This is a genomic window from Martelella sp. FOR1707 (genome assembly GCF_053484265.1).
In genome coordinates this window covers 41,423-57,169 of record NZ_JBAKFP010000003.1, presented here as the reverse complement: position 1 = coordinate 57,169, position 15,747 = coordinate 41,423, and the positions used below count along the sequence as shown (strand labels likewise).

Annotated in this window: 12 protein-coding genes; 2 read left to right on the top strand and 10 right to left on the bottom strand. The window is 62.9% G+C overall.

Annotated elements, in window-relative coordinates; genetic code table 11:
* Positions 1-3 precede the first annotated feature (3 nt).
* The 8 genes from V6765_RS08220 to V6765_RS08185 form a co-directional block, all read right to left on the bottom strand.
* On the bottom strand, positions 4-954 hold the full coding sequence (locus tag V6765_RS08220; RefSeq protein ID WP_448427634.1) for a branched-chain amino acid ABC transporter permease: 951 nt from the start codon (positions 952-954) through the stop codon (positions 4-6).
* A gap of 98 nt (positions 955-1,052) precedes the next feature.
* Entirely contained in the window at positions 1,053-2,300 is a 1,248-nt protein-coding gene (locus V6765_RS08215; protein WP_448427633.1) for a branched-chain amino acid ABC transporter substrate-binding protein, read from the bottom strand.
* Between the two features lie 498 nt (positions 2,301-2,798).
* On the bottom strand, positions 2,799-3,437 hold the full coding sequence (locus V6765_RS08210) for a TetR/AcrR family transcriptional regulator (RefSeq protein ID WP_448427632.1): 639 nt from the start codon (positions 3,435-3,437) through the stop codon (positions 2,799-2,801).
* A 101-nt stretch (positions 3,438-3,538) separates the two neighbouring features.
* Positions 3,539-5,191, bottom strand: a complete 1,653-nt coding sequence (locus V6765_RS08205; protein WP_448427631.1) for an AMP-binding protein — start codon at positions 5,189-5,191, stop codon at positions 3,539-3,541.
* Between the two features lie 41 nt (positions 5,192-5,232).
* Entirely contained in the window at positions 5,233-6,846 is a 1,614-nt protein-coding gene (locus V6765_RS08200) for a carboxylesterase/lipase family protein (RefSeq protein WP_448427630.1), read from the bottom strand.
* Between the two features lie 303 nt (positions 6,847-7,149).
* Positions 7,150-8,724, bottom strand: coding sequence for a serine hydrolase domain-containing protein (locus V6765_RS08195; RefSeq protein WP_448427629.1), 1,575 nt, complete (start codon positions 8,722-8,724; stop codon positions 7,150-7,152).
* A 77-nt stretch (positions 8,725-8,801) separates the two neighbouring features.
* A complete protein-coding gene (locus V6765_RS08190) occupies positions 8,802-10,604 on the bottom strand; it encodes a ShlB/FhaC/HecB family hemolysin secretion/activation protein (protein ID WP_448427628.1) in 1,803 nt (600 codons plus the stop codon).
* 137 nt (positions 10,605-10,741) lie between these two features.
* Positions 10,742-11,533: a response regulator transcription factor gene (locus V6765_RS08185; RefSeq protein WP_448427627.1), complete on the bottom strand. Its 792-nt coding sequence runs from the start codon at positions 11,531-11,533 to the stop codon at positions 10,742-10,744.
* Between the two features lie 398 nt (positions 11,534-11,931).
* On the opposite strand from V6765_RS08185, the gene V6765_RS08180 reads away from it, so the two are divergent.
* Positions 11,932-12,888 carry an NAD(P)-dependent oxidoreductase gene (locus V6765_RS08180; RefSeq protein WP_448427626.1) on the top strand — a complete coding sequence of 319 codons (957 nt, stop codon included), beginning with the start codon at positions 11,932-11,934 and terminating at the stop codon, positions 12,886-12,888.
* A gap of 52 nt (positions 12,889-12,940) precedes the next feature.
* Positions 12,941-13,675 carry a class II aldolase/adducin family protein gene (locus V6765_RS08175; protein ID WP_448428760.1) on the top strand — a complete coding sequence of 245 codons (735 nt, stop codon included), beginning with the start codon at positions 12,941-12,943 and terminating at the stop codon, positions 13,673-13,675.
* A 59-nt stretch (positions 13,676-13,734) separates the two neighbouring features.
* Here V6765_RS08175 and V6765_RS08170 read toward each other — a convergent pair whose 3' ends face one another.
* Positions 13,735-14,931, bottom strand: coding sequence for a pyridoxal phosphate-dependent aminotransferase (locus V6765_RS08170; protein WP_448427625.1), 1,197 nt, complete (start codon positions 14,929-14,931; stop codon positions 13,735-13,737).
* 15 nt (positions 14,932-14,946) lie between these two features.
* Positions 14,947-15,594 carry a TetR family transcriptional regulator C-terminal domain-containing protein gene (locus V6765_RS08165; RefSeq protein ID WP_448427624.1) on the bottom strand — a complete coding sequence of 216 codons (648 nt, stop codon included), beginning with the start codon at positions 15,592-15,594 and terminating at the stop codon, positions 14,947-14,949.
* Between the last annotated feature and the right edge of the window lie 153 nt (positions 15,595-15,747).

The following is a 15,747-nucleotide window of genomic DNA, read 5'->3' as shown; positions in this document are numbered from 1 at the left end:
CGTTCATGCTTCCCTGGTTCCCATAAGACCGCGCGGGCGGAAGATCAGCACCAGCACCAAAAGCAGGTAAGGCGTTACGGCCGAGAGTTGAGCCACGGTTACATTCCAGATGTCGGCGAGGTAGGCATTGAGCGCGCCCGTGCCGGCAAGTTCGCCAAAAAGTCCGGCGAGAGAGGTGTTCGAAGCGACGGCAAAGGTCTGCAACAGTCCGATCAGCAACGAGGCGACGAAGGCGCCGGACAGCGAGCCGAGGCCGCCCACGACGACGATGACGAACAGGATCGGTCCGAGGGACTGCGCCATATTCGCCTGGGTGACGAAGGCCGGACCGGCGATCACGCCGGCAATGGCGGCAAGGCCAGCGCCGACGCCGAACACCAGCATGAAGACACGGTTGACGTTGTGCCCGAGCATCCCGACCATTTCCGGGTGGCTGAGCGCGGCCTGGACGATCAGGCCGACCCGCGTGCGCTTAATGACGAGCAGCAGGACCAGGAAGATCGAGATCGATGTTGCGAGTTCGAAAACCTTGAAGGCGGGATACTCGGTCGAGAAGATCGTGAAGGCGGGGAAATCGAGAATCTTGGGCACGCGGTAGTCGACCGCCAGCTTGCCCCAGACCATCTGCACCAGTTCCTCGATGATGAAGGTCAGGCCGAAGGTGAAAAGCAATTCGGCAACATGGCCGTGCTTGTGCACCGTTCGCAAGCCATAGCGTTCTACCAGCATGCCGATCGAGCCGACCAGCACGGGCGCCACGACCAGTCCCGGCCAGAAGCCGACATGACGGCTGATTTCAAAGCCGAAAAAGGCCCCGAGCATATAGAAACTGGCATGGGCAAAATTGAGCACCCCCATCATCGAGAAGATGACGGTCAGGCCGCTTGCCATCAGAAAAAGCAACATTCCGAACAGAATGCCGTTGAGAGTCGAAATGATAATGATCTCGAGCATATGCGGTTCCTTCGGTCACAGGCTGGCCTGCGCGCGGCGAGCACCATGCGATATCGACGCCGGAGGCAACCCGGCGTCGACATGGCGATGCGGCGCGGTCAGGGGCGTTCCATCTGGCAGGTGGTCGACACGATGGTGTCTTCCACCGGCACGGTCGCCGCCACCTTCCAGCCCCAGCCGGTTCCTTCCTCGTCGAAGGGCTGCTTGGGACCGAGCGCGCCAAGACCGGAGATGTACATCGTCTGGAAGTATTGGTGGTCGTCCTTGCGCATGAAACCTTCCTTGCCGTCGATAAAGTCGACGTAGTACATGCCTTCGAGCTTCGGGATGAACTGGACCGGATCGTCGGAGCCGGCTTCTTCCACGGCCTCGAAGATCATACCCATCGCGTTGAACAGGCGGGGGTAGTAGATCGGTGCGTCGGGATACTTGGCCTGGTATTCCCTCACCTTGTCCTGCATCGGCTGGTAGTCGATGTTGTTCACGCCCTCGGTGATCTGGAAGACCTTGTCCTCAAGGCCCGCCTGCTTGATCGCGGTGGGCGTGCCGGCAAGGCCGGCGTAGAAGGTGTACCAGTCGACCGACAGACCGGCGTCGCCGGCGGCCTTGATCATCAGTTGCAGATCGTTGCCCCAATTGGCGGTCATCACCGAATCCGCGCCGGAAGCCCTGATCTTGGCAATGTAGGGCGAGAAGTCGGTCACCTTCTGCAGCGGTACGAATTCATTGCCGACGACTTCGATCGTCGAGCCCTCGGCAGAAAGCTTGCTGACAGCCGCATCGGCCACGGAGTGACCGAAGGAATAGTCCTGATCGATCAGGTAGACCTTCTTGATGGCTTCATTGGCCTTCATGAAGCTGGTCATCGCTTCGACCTTGATGTTGACGTTGGCGTCGAAGGCGAAGTGCCAGTAGCTGCAGTTGTCATTGGTGAGCGACGGATCGATGGCGGCATGGTTGATATGCACCACCTCCTTGCCCGGGTTGCGCGAATTGAATTTGGTGACGAAGTCTTCAACCGCCGCGGCGACCGACGAGCCGTTGCCCTGCACGATGATGCGAACGCCCTGGTCGATGGCCTTCTGCACCTGCACCAGGCTGACCTGCGGGTCGAGCTTGTTGTCGTAGGGAATGATCTCGACCTGCATGCCGAGCACGCCGCCATTGGCGTTCATTTCGTCGGCTATGAAGTTGAGCTGGTTGAGGCCGATCTGGCCGGCGGCGGCGCCGCCGCCTGAAAGAGGATCGACATAGCCGATCTTCAAGGTGTCCTCAGCGGCCGCGCCAAACGCGGACAGCCCGAGGACGGACAGCGCGAGCGCTGTTCCGGCAAAAATTTTCTGCATTGCTCTCCTCCCAGAGTGCGAAGGCGGATCATCCGCCTCCCTCATATCCAAACGGCTCTCCTCCAACCGTTTGAAATATCGTCTGGCCGGCGCGGTGACACTGGCCAGGAAATCAGGCCTCGATCTTGCGGGCGCCGGGGCCTTAGAGCCTTTCCGCATTTCACGGAAACGCTCTATCTCATTGTCTTTACGCAATTCCGGACGGTGAACCGGTGTCCACTTCACCTGGAATTGCTATAGCGCGCGCCAATCCCCGCTCGAACTGGACAAAACCGTGGCTCGGAACGGTCTCGTCACGGCGATTTTCGCCCGGTTTTGGATCACTGCTACCGGAGCCGATACATCGCCACCGAGGAAGGCCCCCTATCCAACTTCCTCATATCGGTAATTTATTCACTCACTAGAGAATTAATGTACAAAAAGCAAGGATTTTCTCGCTTTCCGAGTATCGCTCAAAACCATTGCGATGCCCGGAATTCAACAGGTCTCGCGACCTCTTCATCCCTGCGAAGCAGACTCCCGGCTGTGGCAGATCGCCAGAAAACCGGCGGTCATGAAGGTCGCCATCCGTTCCTTGACGGCGACGAAATCATCGGACCTGCAAAGTCCGCCGGAAAGCTTGTCAATGCGGCCGGTGCGGGCAAGCGTCAGCATCAGTGCGCCGGTCACGAAATGGTAGCCCCAGAAGATGTCCTGCTCGGCGCAGCCGGGCAATGCCTTCTTGAGGATCGAGATGAGGCGCAAGACCACCGGATCGAAATATTCGTCCATCATCTCGGCACCCCATTCAGGCGTGTTGGCGATCTGAGCGCCAAGCGCCGCATAGTTCTTCCAACCTTCGCCGCCCTCTATGTAGAGATCGAGGTCAGTGTCGAGAAAAGCTCTGAGTGCGCCCTCCACGGTGGGTTTGCCGTTGCTCGCCCGCTCGTATTCGTCGAGCATGCGCATCCGGCGCTCGCTGGTAACGACGGCGCGGCGGGCAAAGACGGCGTCGAACAGCTTCTTCTTGTCATCGAAATAGTAGTTGATGAGGGTGTGGTGTACGCCGATCTTGGTGGCCACGTCCTTCAAAGTCACACCGTAGAGGCCGTGCCGGGAGAACAGAAATTCGGCGGTATCGAGAATCTGCTCGATCATATCAGCGCGGCGCTCGGCTTTCTTCGCGCTCTTGCGCCGCGGTTTCTTTTCTGAGGACAATCCGCTACCTTTCTCAATGGCCTGCAATGGCGAAGCTGACATCATTGGCCATACTCCGCCCGGAGCCGCATCTTATCGATCTTGCCGGTCGATGCCATGGGCATGCTGTCGATACGGATAATTGCATCGGGAATCCACCAGGAAGCAACCTTGTCTCTGAGCGCCGCGGTAAGTTCGGCATCGGTGAGCGTCGTATTCTTGCGCATTTCGACGATCAGCACAGGACGCTCCCCCCATTTCAGGTCGGGCTTGCCGACCACCGCACAGTGGGAGACTTCCGGGATCGCCGCGACGACCGCCTCGATTTCAGCCGGATTGATCCACTCGCCGCCGGACTTGATCAGATCCTTGGCGCGGCCGGTTATGAACAGGTTGCCGTCCTGGTCGATCCGCGCAAGATCGCCGGTGCCGAACCAACCGTCTGCATCGGTGGCGCTGGTTTCAAAGCCGAGATAGCGTTCGAGCACGGAGGCGCCGCGAACATGGAGTTGGCCTTCGACGTCGCGCTGCTCGGGCAATGCTTTGCCATCCGCGTCCTTCAGGAGCAGATCGACGCCGATTGCCGGCCTGCCGGCCGAAGCGGGCCTGCGCCGCGGATCGCCGGGAATGGCCATCGTGCCGTCGGGCGAAAGCTCGGTCATGCCCCAACTGGTCTGGACTGTGATGCCGAGACGGTTTTCGAGGCGCTGCATGAGGGCCGGCGGCATAGGAGCGCCGCCGACGATAATGCGCTCAAGGCTTGGAAGCTCGCCGCCGGCCGCCTCCATGTGCTCGACCAGGCCGAGCCATACGGTTGGCACACCGACGGCGACAGTCACGTCTTCGGCGGCGATGAGGCGCGCGAGGCTGGCGCCATCCGCCTTTCGGCCGGGCAAGACCAGATTCGCGCCGACGGCCGGCGTCACGAACGGAAGGCCCCAGGCATTGGCATGAAACATGGGCACGACAGCAAGGGCCGTATCCCTGCCGGTGAGGCCCATCACATCGGATTGCAGCATGCGCAGGGTATGGAGATAGCTGGAGCGATGGGTGTAGGTGACGCCTTTCGGTGCGCCAGTGGTGCCCGACGTGAAGCAGAGGCCTGAGGCGGTGTTCTCGTCGAACGCACCCCAGGGGACGGGCTCGCGTTCAATGGCGAACGGGTCGAGCGCTTCCACGGTCAGCCCGGTGCGTTTCTCCGTCCAGGCGTCTTCAGGTCCGTCGATCACCAAGATGTGTGAAACCGTGCCGGCATGGGCGACGATCTCTTCAGCCAGAGGGATCAAATCGGCGCAGACGATGAGGATTTCGGCGCCGGATTGGCGCAGCATGACGCCGCTTTGCTCCGCCGTCACCCGGGGATTGAGCGTGTGACAGGCGGCGCCGATGCCCATGATCCCGAACCACGCCTCGATGTGCGCCTGGGTGTTCCAGGCAAGCGTGGCGACGCGGGAAGAGACGCCGACGCCGAGCGCGGCAAGCTGGGCGGAGATGCGCCGGGAGCGGTCGTAGAGTTCCGCATAGCCCACGCGGTAGCGAGTTCCATCGGGGCGGGCGGTGATGACTTCCGCCTGCGGATGCCACTTGGCGGCGTGGCGCAGGAATTTGTCCAGAGTCAGGCCGTAATATTGCATCGCGCCGTCCGCCAACGCCTCGCCGGCGCCGGGTCGGCTCGCATTCCGTGGAACTGCATTCTGGATGTCTTGCTTTTTCACTTGCTTTACCGGTTTCAGTCGCGCCGTCCGCCAGCCGCGCCTCAATTGTTGACTTCAAACAGGCTCGGCGGCGAAGCGACGCCGACATTCCAGTTCCAGGGCGTATCGCCGGCGGCGCGGCGCCGGCGGACCACCTCTTCGTGAAACGCGAAGGCTCGCCGCATCAGGTCTGTTTCAAGGTGCGGGGTTTCGGCGAAGCGCATACAGGCCCTGTCATGGCTATAAGGGCGCCATTCCGGCTGTCCCAACGCCTCGGGCCTGCCCGTTCGGGCGAAGCTCTCCCAATAGCCGGCCATCGCGTCGGACATGGCGCGCTCGCGCGTGTTGTCGTCGATCCTGGGCCAGGGCGGCGGGGCGCTGCCCAACGTCCCAAACACATAGGGAATTTCTGCCGCATGGAAGGCCTGGAGCCCCGCTTCCACTGCCGCCGGATAGGCGTGATCGAAGAGATAGAGATAGGCGGGCGGACCGAGTGCGGTCTGGTGGGCGACCGCACGATCGGCCGTCCAGCCATACATGGCGTCGCGCACGGCCTCGAGCAGGTATTCCTCGGTCGCGTCGTGCGGATAAAGCGCCAGGAATTCGTCGGCGAGATTGCCGTAGCGCTCCCGGATCACGGCCGCATAGGTTGCGGCGTCGCCTGGCGGTTGCGGCGCCAGGAACCGAAGGCTGCGGATCTCGCCGGTATTGAAGCCCGCAAGCAACGGAACATTGGCCTGTTCGCCGCGGTCGAAGGTCACGACGATCTGGCGCGGCAACACGTGGCCATCGACGGTGAAGGTGGGTGCGTAGCCTGCATCCAGCGCCGCGGCGGCCAGTTCCAGGGCGTCCATGTCACGCAGCGCGGCGATGTCGGCTACACCGAGCGAACGAATCAGGCTCTCGCCGATTTCCTCGGCGGCCCGCTCGCCAAAACGGGACTGGGAAAGGGAAGGAAAGGAAATGGCGTAGCCGCTTTGGGCAATCGCCTTCGAGAACATCCCCCGGGCCAAGGGCGCGCACATCAGGGCGAGCACGCTCAATGCCCCGGCGGACTCGCCGGCGATCGTGACATTGTCGGGGTCTCCGCCAAAGGCCGCGATGTTTCTCCGGATCCAGCGAAGCGCTTCGATCTGATCAAGCAGGCCGTAATTGCCGGAGACCCGTTCGGTGCTTTCCGCGCTGAGCGCGGGATGGGCGAGAAATCCGAATAGGCCGAGGCGATAATTGATCGAGACGGCCACGAGCCCGCGCTCTGCCAGGCGGGAGCCGTCGTAATGGGGCTCGGAGCTTCCGCCCCAAATCAGGGAGCCGCCATGGATCCAGACGAAGACAGGGGCGTCTTGCGCGCTGGCGGGCGCCCAGATATTGAGGTTGAGGCTATCTTCACCGACAGGCATCATGTCGCCCGCGTAGAGGCTGTCCTTGCGGCGGCCGGGCTGAACACAGGAGGGGCCGAATTCAAGCGCATCCCTGACGCCGTCCCAAGGGCCGAACGCGACGGGCGGTTTCCAGCGCGCGGGACCGGCGGGCGGGCGAGCATAGGAAACGCCCTTGAAGACGCGCAAATCCCCGTCCAGCGATCCGCGCAGGATGCCGTCCGGGCAATAGGCCAGCGTTTCCCGCTGGCGGGTTCCTGCCACGCCCTTGTCCAGTTGCCGCTCCTCCCGATGCATCAGCCTGTACGCGCGTATCCATGCATGACATTGGCGTCGTCGTCAATATTCACTATCGTGTGTGTGAGTGTTTGTGCGGGGCCAGTCGCTCTGTTCGGGGAGGGATTGCCGAGCCGGAAACCGCCGAAGGCGAGCTCTGTCTCTTGATCGCCATCGATCAGAAATCAAAGTTCGCCTTCGCGGAACCGTGCCACTTACGGGACATTTCTCTGCCTCTGATAGAGCCGCCTAGTATTGGGAACGGGCAGGTATGTTATAGCGCCGACCGACACTGCGTCTGAGAGTAATCGGTCGTGAGCAGCTCTATATCCGTTCGAACAGTGCAGGGCCGTCCATGACGAACAGTTCGATCTCCAGCGTTTCGGCCTTGTCCGGGCCGCCCGAGAACGTGGCGGCGGAGCGGGAGCCTTCGGGCGCGTTTTCGGTGTCGATGTCGAACACCATCATCGCGCCGTCCCACGGCATCAATTGAAACGCCTCTGGCTCGGGCCCGACAAGCAGGACGAGGTCGCCGGTCGCGTCCTCGGCTACCTCGGCAGTTCCGAAATAGGGATGGCTGTAGCGGCCGATCAGATAGCTTGCGGGGGGTGGAGCCGCGGAAGCCTGGGGGAACGGCTTTCCGGCCGTTTCGCCGAGCGGTGTGTAAAGGCCGGCAAACAGCGCTTCGTAACCCGAGAACCAGTCGCGGGTCACGCTGCCGGTCTGCACCATGTCGGCAAAGCTCGCGCCGATCGCCTCGACCGCGCCCACCGGGGCGGCGTTGGAGAGCACCACGATGCCGACATCGAGCGAAGGGATCAGCGCGAAATAGGTCGCGGCCCCCAGGATGAAGGCGCCGGAATGGCTGAGGATTACCCGGCCGCTCGGATCTGTGCCGACGCCGAAGCCATAACCATAAAAGCCCGCGCGCTCATCCGGGCTGTGCGGCCTGCTGGAGAAACTCTGCGGGCTGATCGCCGGCTGCAGCGCTTCCGGCCGGATGAGGTCGCCGCCGCCGGCGAGCACCATTGTCATCCATTTTGTCATGTCATTGGCCGTCGAGCTGACGCCACCCGCCGGTGACTGGGCATCGGGCTTGCGCTGATGGAGCGCCGCAAAACCATCTTCGGTTCTGGCATGCGGCGTCGCCCGGTTCTCCCGCGCCATGAAATCGTCGAAACGCGCGCTGGTCTCGGTCATGCCGAGCGGCTGAAATAGCGCTTCTTCCGTAAGCTCGCTCCACGCCATGCCCGATGCCTCCGCAACAGCCTCGGCCGCCGCCGTCAGGCCGAAATTCGTATAAGCGTAACTGGTGCGGAAGGGCGAGAGCGGCTGGAGCCGCAGCCTTTCGAGAATGGTCTGGCGGTCAAAGCCGAGGTCCTCGAGTTCGTCGCCGGCGTGGTCCGGCAGGCCGGAGCGGTGGCTGTAGAGGTCGCCGATCGTCAGCTTCTCGCTCACCGCCGGATCGGAGAGCGAAAACCACGGCAGCAGGTCCTGCATGCGGCTGTCCCATGAGACCACGCCGCGGCTGACCTGGCGGGCGACAGCCGTCGCGCCGACGGATTTGGAGAGCGAGGCAAGCTGAAACACCGTATCGGGCGTAACGGGCAGGTCTCCCTCGGCATCGCGCGTGCCGAACCCCTTGGCATAGACGGTCTCGCCGCCATGCACCACGGCGACGGCAATGCCCGGCACGCCGCTGCGGGCCTTGATGTCTTCGACAATGCCATCAAGCGCCGCTACCGCCGCGTCGATCTGTCCGGGAGGGACCGGGACACCAGACGTGCGCGATGGCGGCAGCATGTCGGCAAGTGCGGGGAGCGAGAGCAAGGCGAGCGAGGCAGATGCCAGCGAAACCGTGGTCAGGAAATGGCGGCGCGAGGCCTTGAACTGTGACATGGAAAACCTCTCCTCGTTGCAATCACCGGCGCAGCCGGAACGTCGTGTTGTCAGATGCCGATGCGGACGGGACCGCGTCAGAGCGGAAGGCCCAGCCGGAAGAAAACCCTGAGCCCCTCATCCTCGCCATTGTCGGGACTGTACCACGGCACGGCCGCAATCAACTGAAAACTCATCTTTTCCGCCAGCATGCCGCTCACGCCCATGCCGACGGAGCCGAGCGCATCGCGCGCATAGTCAGCGCTTGCCGCCTCATTCCAGACCACGCCATAATCGGCAAATGTCGTCCAGGTGAGCCCCGGAAGCGCCGACCAACCGGTTTCGAAATCGTGACTGAGCTCAAGGGCGGCGGCCGCGCCGCTGGCCCCGGACAACGTGCCGCCGTCAAATGCCCAGCCATAGGGATCGCCGCCGAGCGAGAATTGCGCCGCCGCCGGCAGCGGCGTTGCGGCGTACTGCCCGGCACTGCGCAGCCGGATGGCGGTGTCGGCGCCAAGAGCATGCGCGATGTCGAAGTTCAGTCGCGCGAAGCGATAGTCTTCCGGCACCTCGGGCAGGGCGGTTTCCTGCCCCAGCCCCTGGCCGAATTCCGCCGTGGTGAGGAAGGCGGTGTCGCCGTTCTGCCGGTCATAGGTCAGCGACATGGCCGCCCAGCGCGTCTGCTCGCGCGCCGCCCGCGCGCCCATCACATCGACGCGGTCATTGCGCAGATTGACCTCCAACCTGCCGAAAAGGCTCTGGTCGATGGTGCGAATAAAGGGATAGTCGAGCCGCGCCGTGCCGATCACGGACTCGATATGAATGTCGTCGGCCTTGAGATCGCCGCCCGGCTTCTGGGTGATGTAGGAAAGATCATATCCGGCCGAAAGGCCGTTGAAGCCGATCGGGATATCCTGCGAGGCCTGCAGGAAAATCATTTCCTGTGGCGTGTTGGGAACCGTGACGCCGACGAGGCTTGCCGTGTCGAAAAGCCCCAGCATGTCATTGACGGTGACATTGCCGGAAAGCTCCAGCGGGCCGACCTCATCGGTCCCGAGATTGTCGAGCCCGACGCCGCCCGAGGCGCGGTCGAAGCCGATATCGAGGCGCAATGTTCCGCCGCCCTGCGGTGTCTCCGGCCTTATCAGCGTGCCTTCGATATCGAGCCCGCCGAGATCGCTCATCAGCAGCAGAATGCGCTCGGCCTCCTTGATCCGGATCGGCCGCATGGCGATGATCCGGTCGATATAGGGGGCAAGCCGCTCGCGGATGCCCGGAATGGCGCTGTTGACTTCCAGCGTCTCGACATAGCTTTCATAGACGCGGAGCGTGATCTTGCCGGAGGAAAAGTCCTGAACCGGCACGACGGTCATGGCGAGATAGCCGGCGTTCAGATAGCGGGCGTCGATCTCTGCGGCGATGCGATAGAGATCGGCTAGCGTGATAACCTTGCCGGTCATGCCTTGCCAGAGATCGGAAAACGCCGTGCCGGGCAACGTCACAGCACCCTCGACTGTCAGGGCATTGAGCGTGAAGCGGATCGCGGCGGCATCCTTTTCGGGGGTGCGCTTGCGCTGATCCTGAACCTTGATATCGACAGTCCCGATGCGCTGAGGCGGCGTGAACCGCTCGAGAATGGTCGTCTGACCGGCAACCGTCTGCTCGATCCGCTCCGCGGTTTGCGCCAGCGCGGTGTCGGTACCCGCGAAAAGACATAGGGTCGTGAGCGCGCCACAGGCGAGAAACCCCCACCAGGAGGAAGCCGGGCGCGAGGGAGGGCCGCTTTTGCGCGACGGCTCCGGAGGGCTCGCTACAGCCTTTTCATCATCGAGCAGTGCCAGCAATTGCAGGCGCGTTATCGCCAGGAAAGCGGGATTCTCTGAAAGGGCCGTTTGACGCATGGTTCCCCCCACACTGATCGTTGCACAAGGGACCCACTCTTGCATTCAGCCAGATGGCGGCGCGGCGCGCCGGAATTGACGAGACCCTTTTTTGCGAAAGCTTATCGAACAGCCGTCTTGCGTTTGGAATCCCCTGTTTAGGGGGGTATGGGCTGGCCGAGCCAAAGCGCCATCAATGACGCACGGCTCGAAACGCCGTATTTGCGGTAGATCCGCTTGACGTGATCGTGGACGGTGTGGGGGCTCTGGCCGTTGTTTTCGGCGATCTGGCGTTCCGAAAGTCCCTGCAGCAGGTCGTGCAGCACCCTGCCTTCCATCGGCGTCAGGGGTTCGGATGCAACCCCGATCCCTTCCGACAGCATCTGCAGACGATAAAACCAACGGATGCCGCGTAGGGCGTGCGTCACAATCCGCCGGTCGCGCTCCGAAAAACGCGGCTGCGTGAGCGCCCGGTGAAAGCCGATCTGGATTTCGGCATCGGCATTGATGGGAATGCCCACCCAGATCGAGTCCAGCCGGTCCAGCCCGCGATAGAAGGTTTTGTAGGAATAGCTTTCAAACCATTCGGGCGTCCCAAGCTCCTCCAGCATGAACACCCGGAACTGGCCGGCAAGCTCGGCATTGCGGATCGTGGTAATGTCGGGTTCGCCCTTTTCCATCAGGGCGAAGGCTTCCTGGATGGTCCGCGCGGTTTCCGCGTCTGGATAAAGGGCCGACAGGCTGCGCGGTCGCCAGCCGAAAAGCGGATCGCGATGCATATTGTCCGCAAGCCTCACGGCGCCGATCCAGTCGGCCTGGCGCGCGTCGATCATGTCGCTGACGACCGAGAGCAGATGCACGCGCGCTTCAGGCATGCGCGACGCCTCGAAATCCGCCAGTTGGTCCCACAGCGCATAAATGCGTTCAGTATCGATTGTTTCGTCTAGCATGACCCTATTTGACCGCGGGGGACGGCAATTCCCACTCTTTTCTGTAAGTAAGGGGTAAAATTATGGGGAAGAACCGCCAAGAAATCAGGTGAACTGATGCGGTGGATGCCCCAACCAGCGGCATCGAGCATACCAAGACGCTTTTGTATTCAACGAATGGCGTGCGCATCAATGAGATCGAAGAGCAGCGTTTTGGCGGTTAAATTGGCAAAAGGCAGAGGCCGGGTTTGTGCGGTCGAGTCCGATGAACTCTATCAGGGTCTTCGAGAGCAAGGACGGGAACATCCGAGGCGAGAATCCGGCGGCAGCGTCAGGTGAAACCGCTCGGGTCGACGGTTGCACGATACTATACGGACGTGCAATAAGGAGTAAATTCTTGCTCCAGAAGAGGACATCTGATGACCGGATCTTCGCCAATCCATGGCGTGTACCTCAGCCCCACGCTTGATCTTGAAGGTCTTTATGGCGCCGCTGTCGCGGCGGCCGGGCAGGAGGTGGTGCTGCACCGCCCCGAACAGGTTTCAGACCCGGAGCGGATCAGCTTCGCCATTTGCTGGCTGCCGACGGCCGAGAGCTTAAGGGCCTATCCCAACCTCAAACTGGCCATGTCGATCGGCGCGGGCGTCAATGATTTGCTCGATAATCCGGGCTTGCGGCCGGCGGTCGCCATTGCGCGGGTGCGCGATCCGCACCAGGCGGCGTTGATGGCGGGCTATGCCGCCCATGAGGTGCTGCATGTCTCGCGCGGTTTTTCCGAGCTCGCGCGCTCGGCGGACGCGGCCCGCTGGGCGCCGCTGCCGATGCGCCCGCCGGAAGATACGATCGTTGCGGTGCTGGGCAATGGCACGATGGGCGCGGCGGTTACGCAAGCGTTACGCACGCTGGGGTTCAGCCTGCGCGTTGCTTGCCGCACCGCGCCTGAAGCGCCGATCGGCGGCGTGCGGTATTTCAGCGGTTCGGATGGCGTGATCGCCGCGGCCTCGGGCGCGCATTTCGTGATCAACGCCCTGCCGCTCACCCCGGCCACCGAGAACGTGCTGAACGGAACACTGTTTGCGGCCATGGCACCGGGGAGCTGGCTGATCCAGATCGGCCGCGGAGAACATCTGGTCGAGGCCGATCTCATGCGGGCGCTGGATGACGGCAAGCTTGCCGGGGCCACGCTCGATGTCTTCCGCCAGGAGCCGCTGCCTCAGGATCACCCGTTCTGGCGGGATTCGCGCCTGCGGATCACGCCCCATATCGCCAGCGATTCGATGCCCGAGGTCGTGGGCAAGCAGATCGTGGCAACTGCTCGCGAACTGCGCGACGGCATTCCCCTCAGCCTCGGCGTTGAACGCGCGCGCGGCTACTGACCCGATGAAGGAGAGCGTAATGAGTAAAGTGACCCGCCCCGCCCCCGCGGGCATGAGCGAGGCCGAGTGGCAGGCCCGCTGCGACCTTGCGGCCTGCTACAGGCTGGCCTGGCACTACCGCTTCACCGATCTGATCTATACCCATATCACCGCCCGCGTTCCGGGCGAGGAAGGCCATTTCCTGATCAATCCCTATGGCTTCTGCTGGGAAGAGATCACCGCCACGTCGCTGGTGAAGATCGATGTGGACGGCAACAAGGTCGGGGACAGTCCTTACCCGGTGAACCCGGCGGGTTTCACCATCCACTCGGCCATTCACCGCGCCAGCCACGATGCCGCCTGGATCATGCACACCCACACCCGCGCGGGCGTGGCGGTGTCGACGCTGGAGGAGGGGCTGCTGCCGCTCAACCAGATCGCATTGCAGTTCCACAACCGGATTTCCTATCATGATTACGAGGGCATTTCGTTGGATCTCGGCGAACGCGACCGTCTGGTGAAAAGCCTCGGCAGCAATCCCGTTCTGGTGCTGCGCAACCATGGTCTTGTGGCAACCGGCCCCACGGCCGCCTCGATGTTCAACACGATGTTCTATATGGAGCGGGCTTGCGAGATCCAGGTCGCCACGCTCTCCATGGGGCAGAAACTGCGCGCGGTGCCCGCCGATATCGCCGGCCATGTGGCGAAACAGTATGAAAGCTCGATGGGCGAGGAAGACGACGTCGCCCTCGAATGGGCCGCGCATCTGCGCCTGCTGGAGCGGATCGCCCCGGACTATCGGGACTGAGCAAGGCTCGGCCAGACGTTTGAAGAGGGCCGGCGCGTCAAGCGCCGGCCCTTCTTGATTCAGGCCGTTGCGGCCTTGGCCCGCGCGGCGCAGAGCCGGGTCGCCAGCGCCGCGATGCGCCGCACGGCCTCGGCCAGCTCTTCATCCGGCAGTGTCAGGCCGAGACGGATGAGATGCCCGGCTTCGGTGCCGAAGCTTTCGCCGGGCATCACCGCCACGGCTTCCTCTTCCAGTAGCCGCCAGGCGAAGGCTTCGCCGCCAAGGCCGGTTTCGGAGACGTCGACCATCATGAACATGCCGCCCTGCGGGGCGAATGACGACAGCCCTTCGGCGGCGTCGAAGGCTGCCTGACAGGCGCGTGCACGACGGGAGAGCGCCTCGCGCTGGCGCGCGGCGGTATCGTAATCCCCCGTCAGCGCCGCTTCGGTCATGTCTGCAATGAAGGGCTGATTGCCGAACAGCATGGTTTCGGAGATCGGCAGCACAAGACGCATCGCCTCAACCGGTCCCACGGCCCAGCCGCTGCGAAAGCCCGTGGCGGCGTGGCTTTTCGAGATCGACGAGACAACGATGGTCCGCTCGCGCAGCGCCGCGAATTCCAGCGGAGAGCAGAATTCGCCCGTGAAGATCAGGGATTCATACACTTCATCGCAGACGATCCAGAGGTCATGCGCGACCGCGATATCGCCGATGGCCTTCATGGTGTCGCGATCGATGACCGAGCCGCTCGGATTGTGCGGCGTGTTCAAGAGCAGCACGCGGCTTTGCGGCGTGATCGCATCCCTGAGGTCGCCGGGCTGCGGCACAAAACCATGCTCCATCTTCAAAGGGAAGGGCTGCACCTTGGCCCCGGTCGCCTCGACCACGCCGTCATAGGTGGCGTAGTAAGGATCGCCGATCAGCACGCCGTCGCCCTCTTCGACCAGCGCCAGCATCACGGCGAAAAGCGCCGTCTGGGTGCCGGGAAAGCACAGAATGTTCTCGGAGCCGATACCGGGCAGCCGCGGAGCATAGGTGGCCTCCAGCGCCTGCACCAGCCCGGTTTCGCCGCGGCCGTTGGAATAGCGGGTCCGGCCCTGGCGCATCGACCGGGCGCAGATCTCGACCAGATCGGGGTCGGTCGGAATGTCCGGCTCGCCGATGGTCAGCATGATGATCGCCTCGCCTTGCGCATTGCGGTCGCGAGCGGCGTTGTGAACGGCCCATTTGTCGCCGCCCAGATCCCTGAGCCTGCGGGTAATTGAAGCGTATTGCATGTATTTTCCTTGTCTTCAGGGCGCGACGGCGCGCACCAGTGTATTGTCGGGCAGGCGCAGGATGCCTTCGGCGGCGGCCAGCGCTATGCCCGGCAGTCGCGCGGGGTCGTAAAGCCCGTGCCCGAGCGAGCCCTCCAGCCAGAGCCCGTCGATCAGCCCGTTGAGGGCAATGGCGTAGCCGTGGCAGGCCGCTGGATCGGCAGGCAGACCATGCTGCACCAGGACGGGGTGGATCAGTTCCTCAAGCAGGTCGAGGAACTCCCGGTAGCTTTCGCGGTGGATATCGGCGTAGCGCTGACTGGAACGAACGCGCCCGATGAACGTCGCCCACAGCGAAACCTTGCGCGCGGAAAGGTTCGGTTGCGTGACATTGGCCGCGATGAAATGCGCGAGCGCCTGCGCTGGCCCTTCGGACGCCGCATGGGCGGAGCCCGCCGCGGCCCCCGTCAGATTGTCCATCAGGTAGGCGTAGGCTTCATGGACCATTTCGTCCTTGGACGCATAGTAGTGCCGGATCAGTCCCGCCGAAACGCCCGCGCGATCCGCGATTTTGCGCACGCTGGCCCCGCCCATGCCGTCTTCGGCCAGACAATCCAGCGTTGCCTCGAGGAGTGCGCTGCGCCGCGCATCCACACCCAGACGTTGGTAGCTCCGCCTTGTCACCCTGATGTCCTCCTGCCTTTTGATGCCTTTGCGACAGCTTTGGGGGCTTTCGTGGCGGCAACCAAGTCATTCTTTTATTCATTTTCAGACCGAACCGCCCCGGGAAACAACGCGTCGGGAACTGGCTGGTCGCTAATTTGTTTCCGTTACTAT

Excerpts from the sequence above, each read along its gene's own strand:
- V6765_RS08220 (WP_448427634.1), bottom strand. The coding sequence starts at position 954 with ATGCTCGAGATCATTATCATTTCGACTCTCAACGGCATTCTGTTCGGA.
- V6765_RS08215 (WP_448427633.1), bottom strand. The coding sequence starts at position 2,300 with ATGCAGAAAATTTTTGCCGGAACAGCGCTCGCGCTGTCCGTCCTCGGG.
- V6765_RS08210 (WP_448427632.1), bottom strand. The coding sequence starts at position 3,437 with ATGATCGAGCAGATTCTCGATACCGCCGAATTTCTGTTCTCCCGGCAC.
- V6765_RS08200 (WP_448427630.1), bottom strand. The coding sequence starts at position 6,846 with ATGCATCGGGAGGAGCGGCAACTGGACAAGGGCGTGGCAGGAACCCGC.
- V6765_RS08195 (WP_448427629.1), bottom strand. The coding sequence starts at position 8,724 with ATGTCACAGTTCAAGGCCTCGCGCCGCCATTTCCTGACCACGGTTTCG.
- V6765_RS08190 (WP_448427628.1), bottom strand. The coding sequence starts at position 10,604 with ATGCGTCAAACGGCCCTTTCAGAGAATCCCGCTTTCCTGGCGATAACG.
- V6765_RS08185 (WP_448427627.1), bottom strand. The coding sequence starts at position 11,533 with ATGCTAGACGAAACAATCGATACTGAACGCATTTATGCGCTGTGGGAC.
- V6765_RS08180 (WP_448427626.1), top strand. The coding sequence starts at position 11,932 with ATGACCGGATCTTCGCCAATCCATGGCGTGTACCTCAGCCCCACGCTT.
- V6765_RS08175 (WP_448428760.1), top strand. The coding sequence starts at position 12,941 with ATGAGCGAGGCCGAGTGGCAGGCCCGCTGCGACCTTGCGGCCTGCTAC.
- V6765_RS08170 (WP_448427625.1), bottom strand. The coding sequence starts at position 14,931 with ATGCAATACGCTTCAATTACCCGCAGGCTCAGGGATCTGGGCGGCGAC.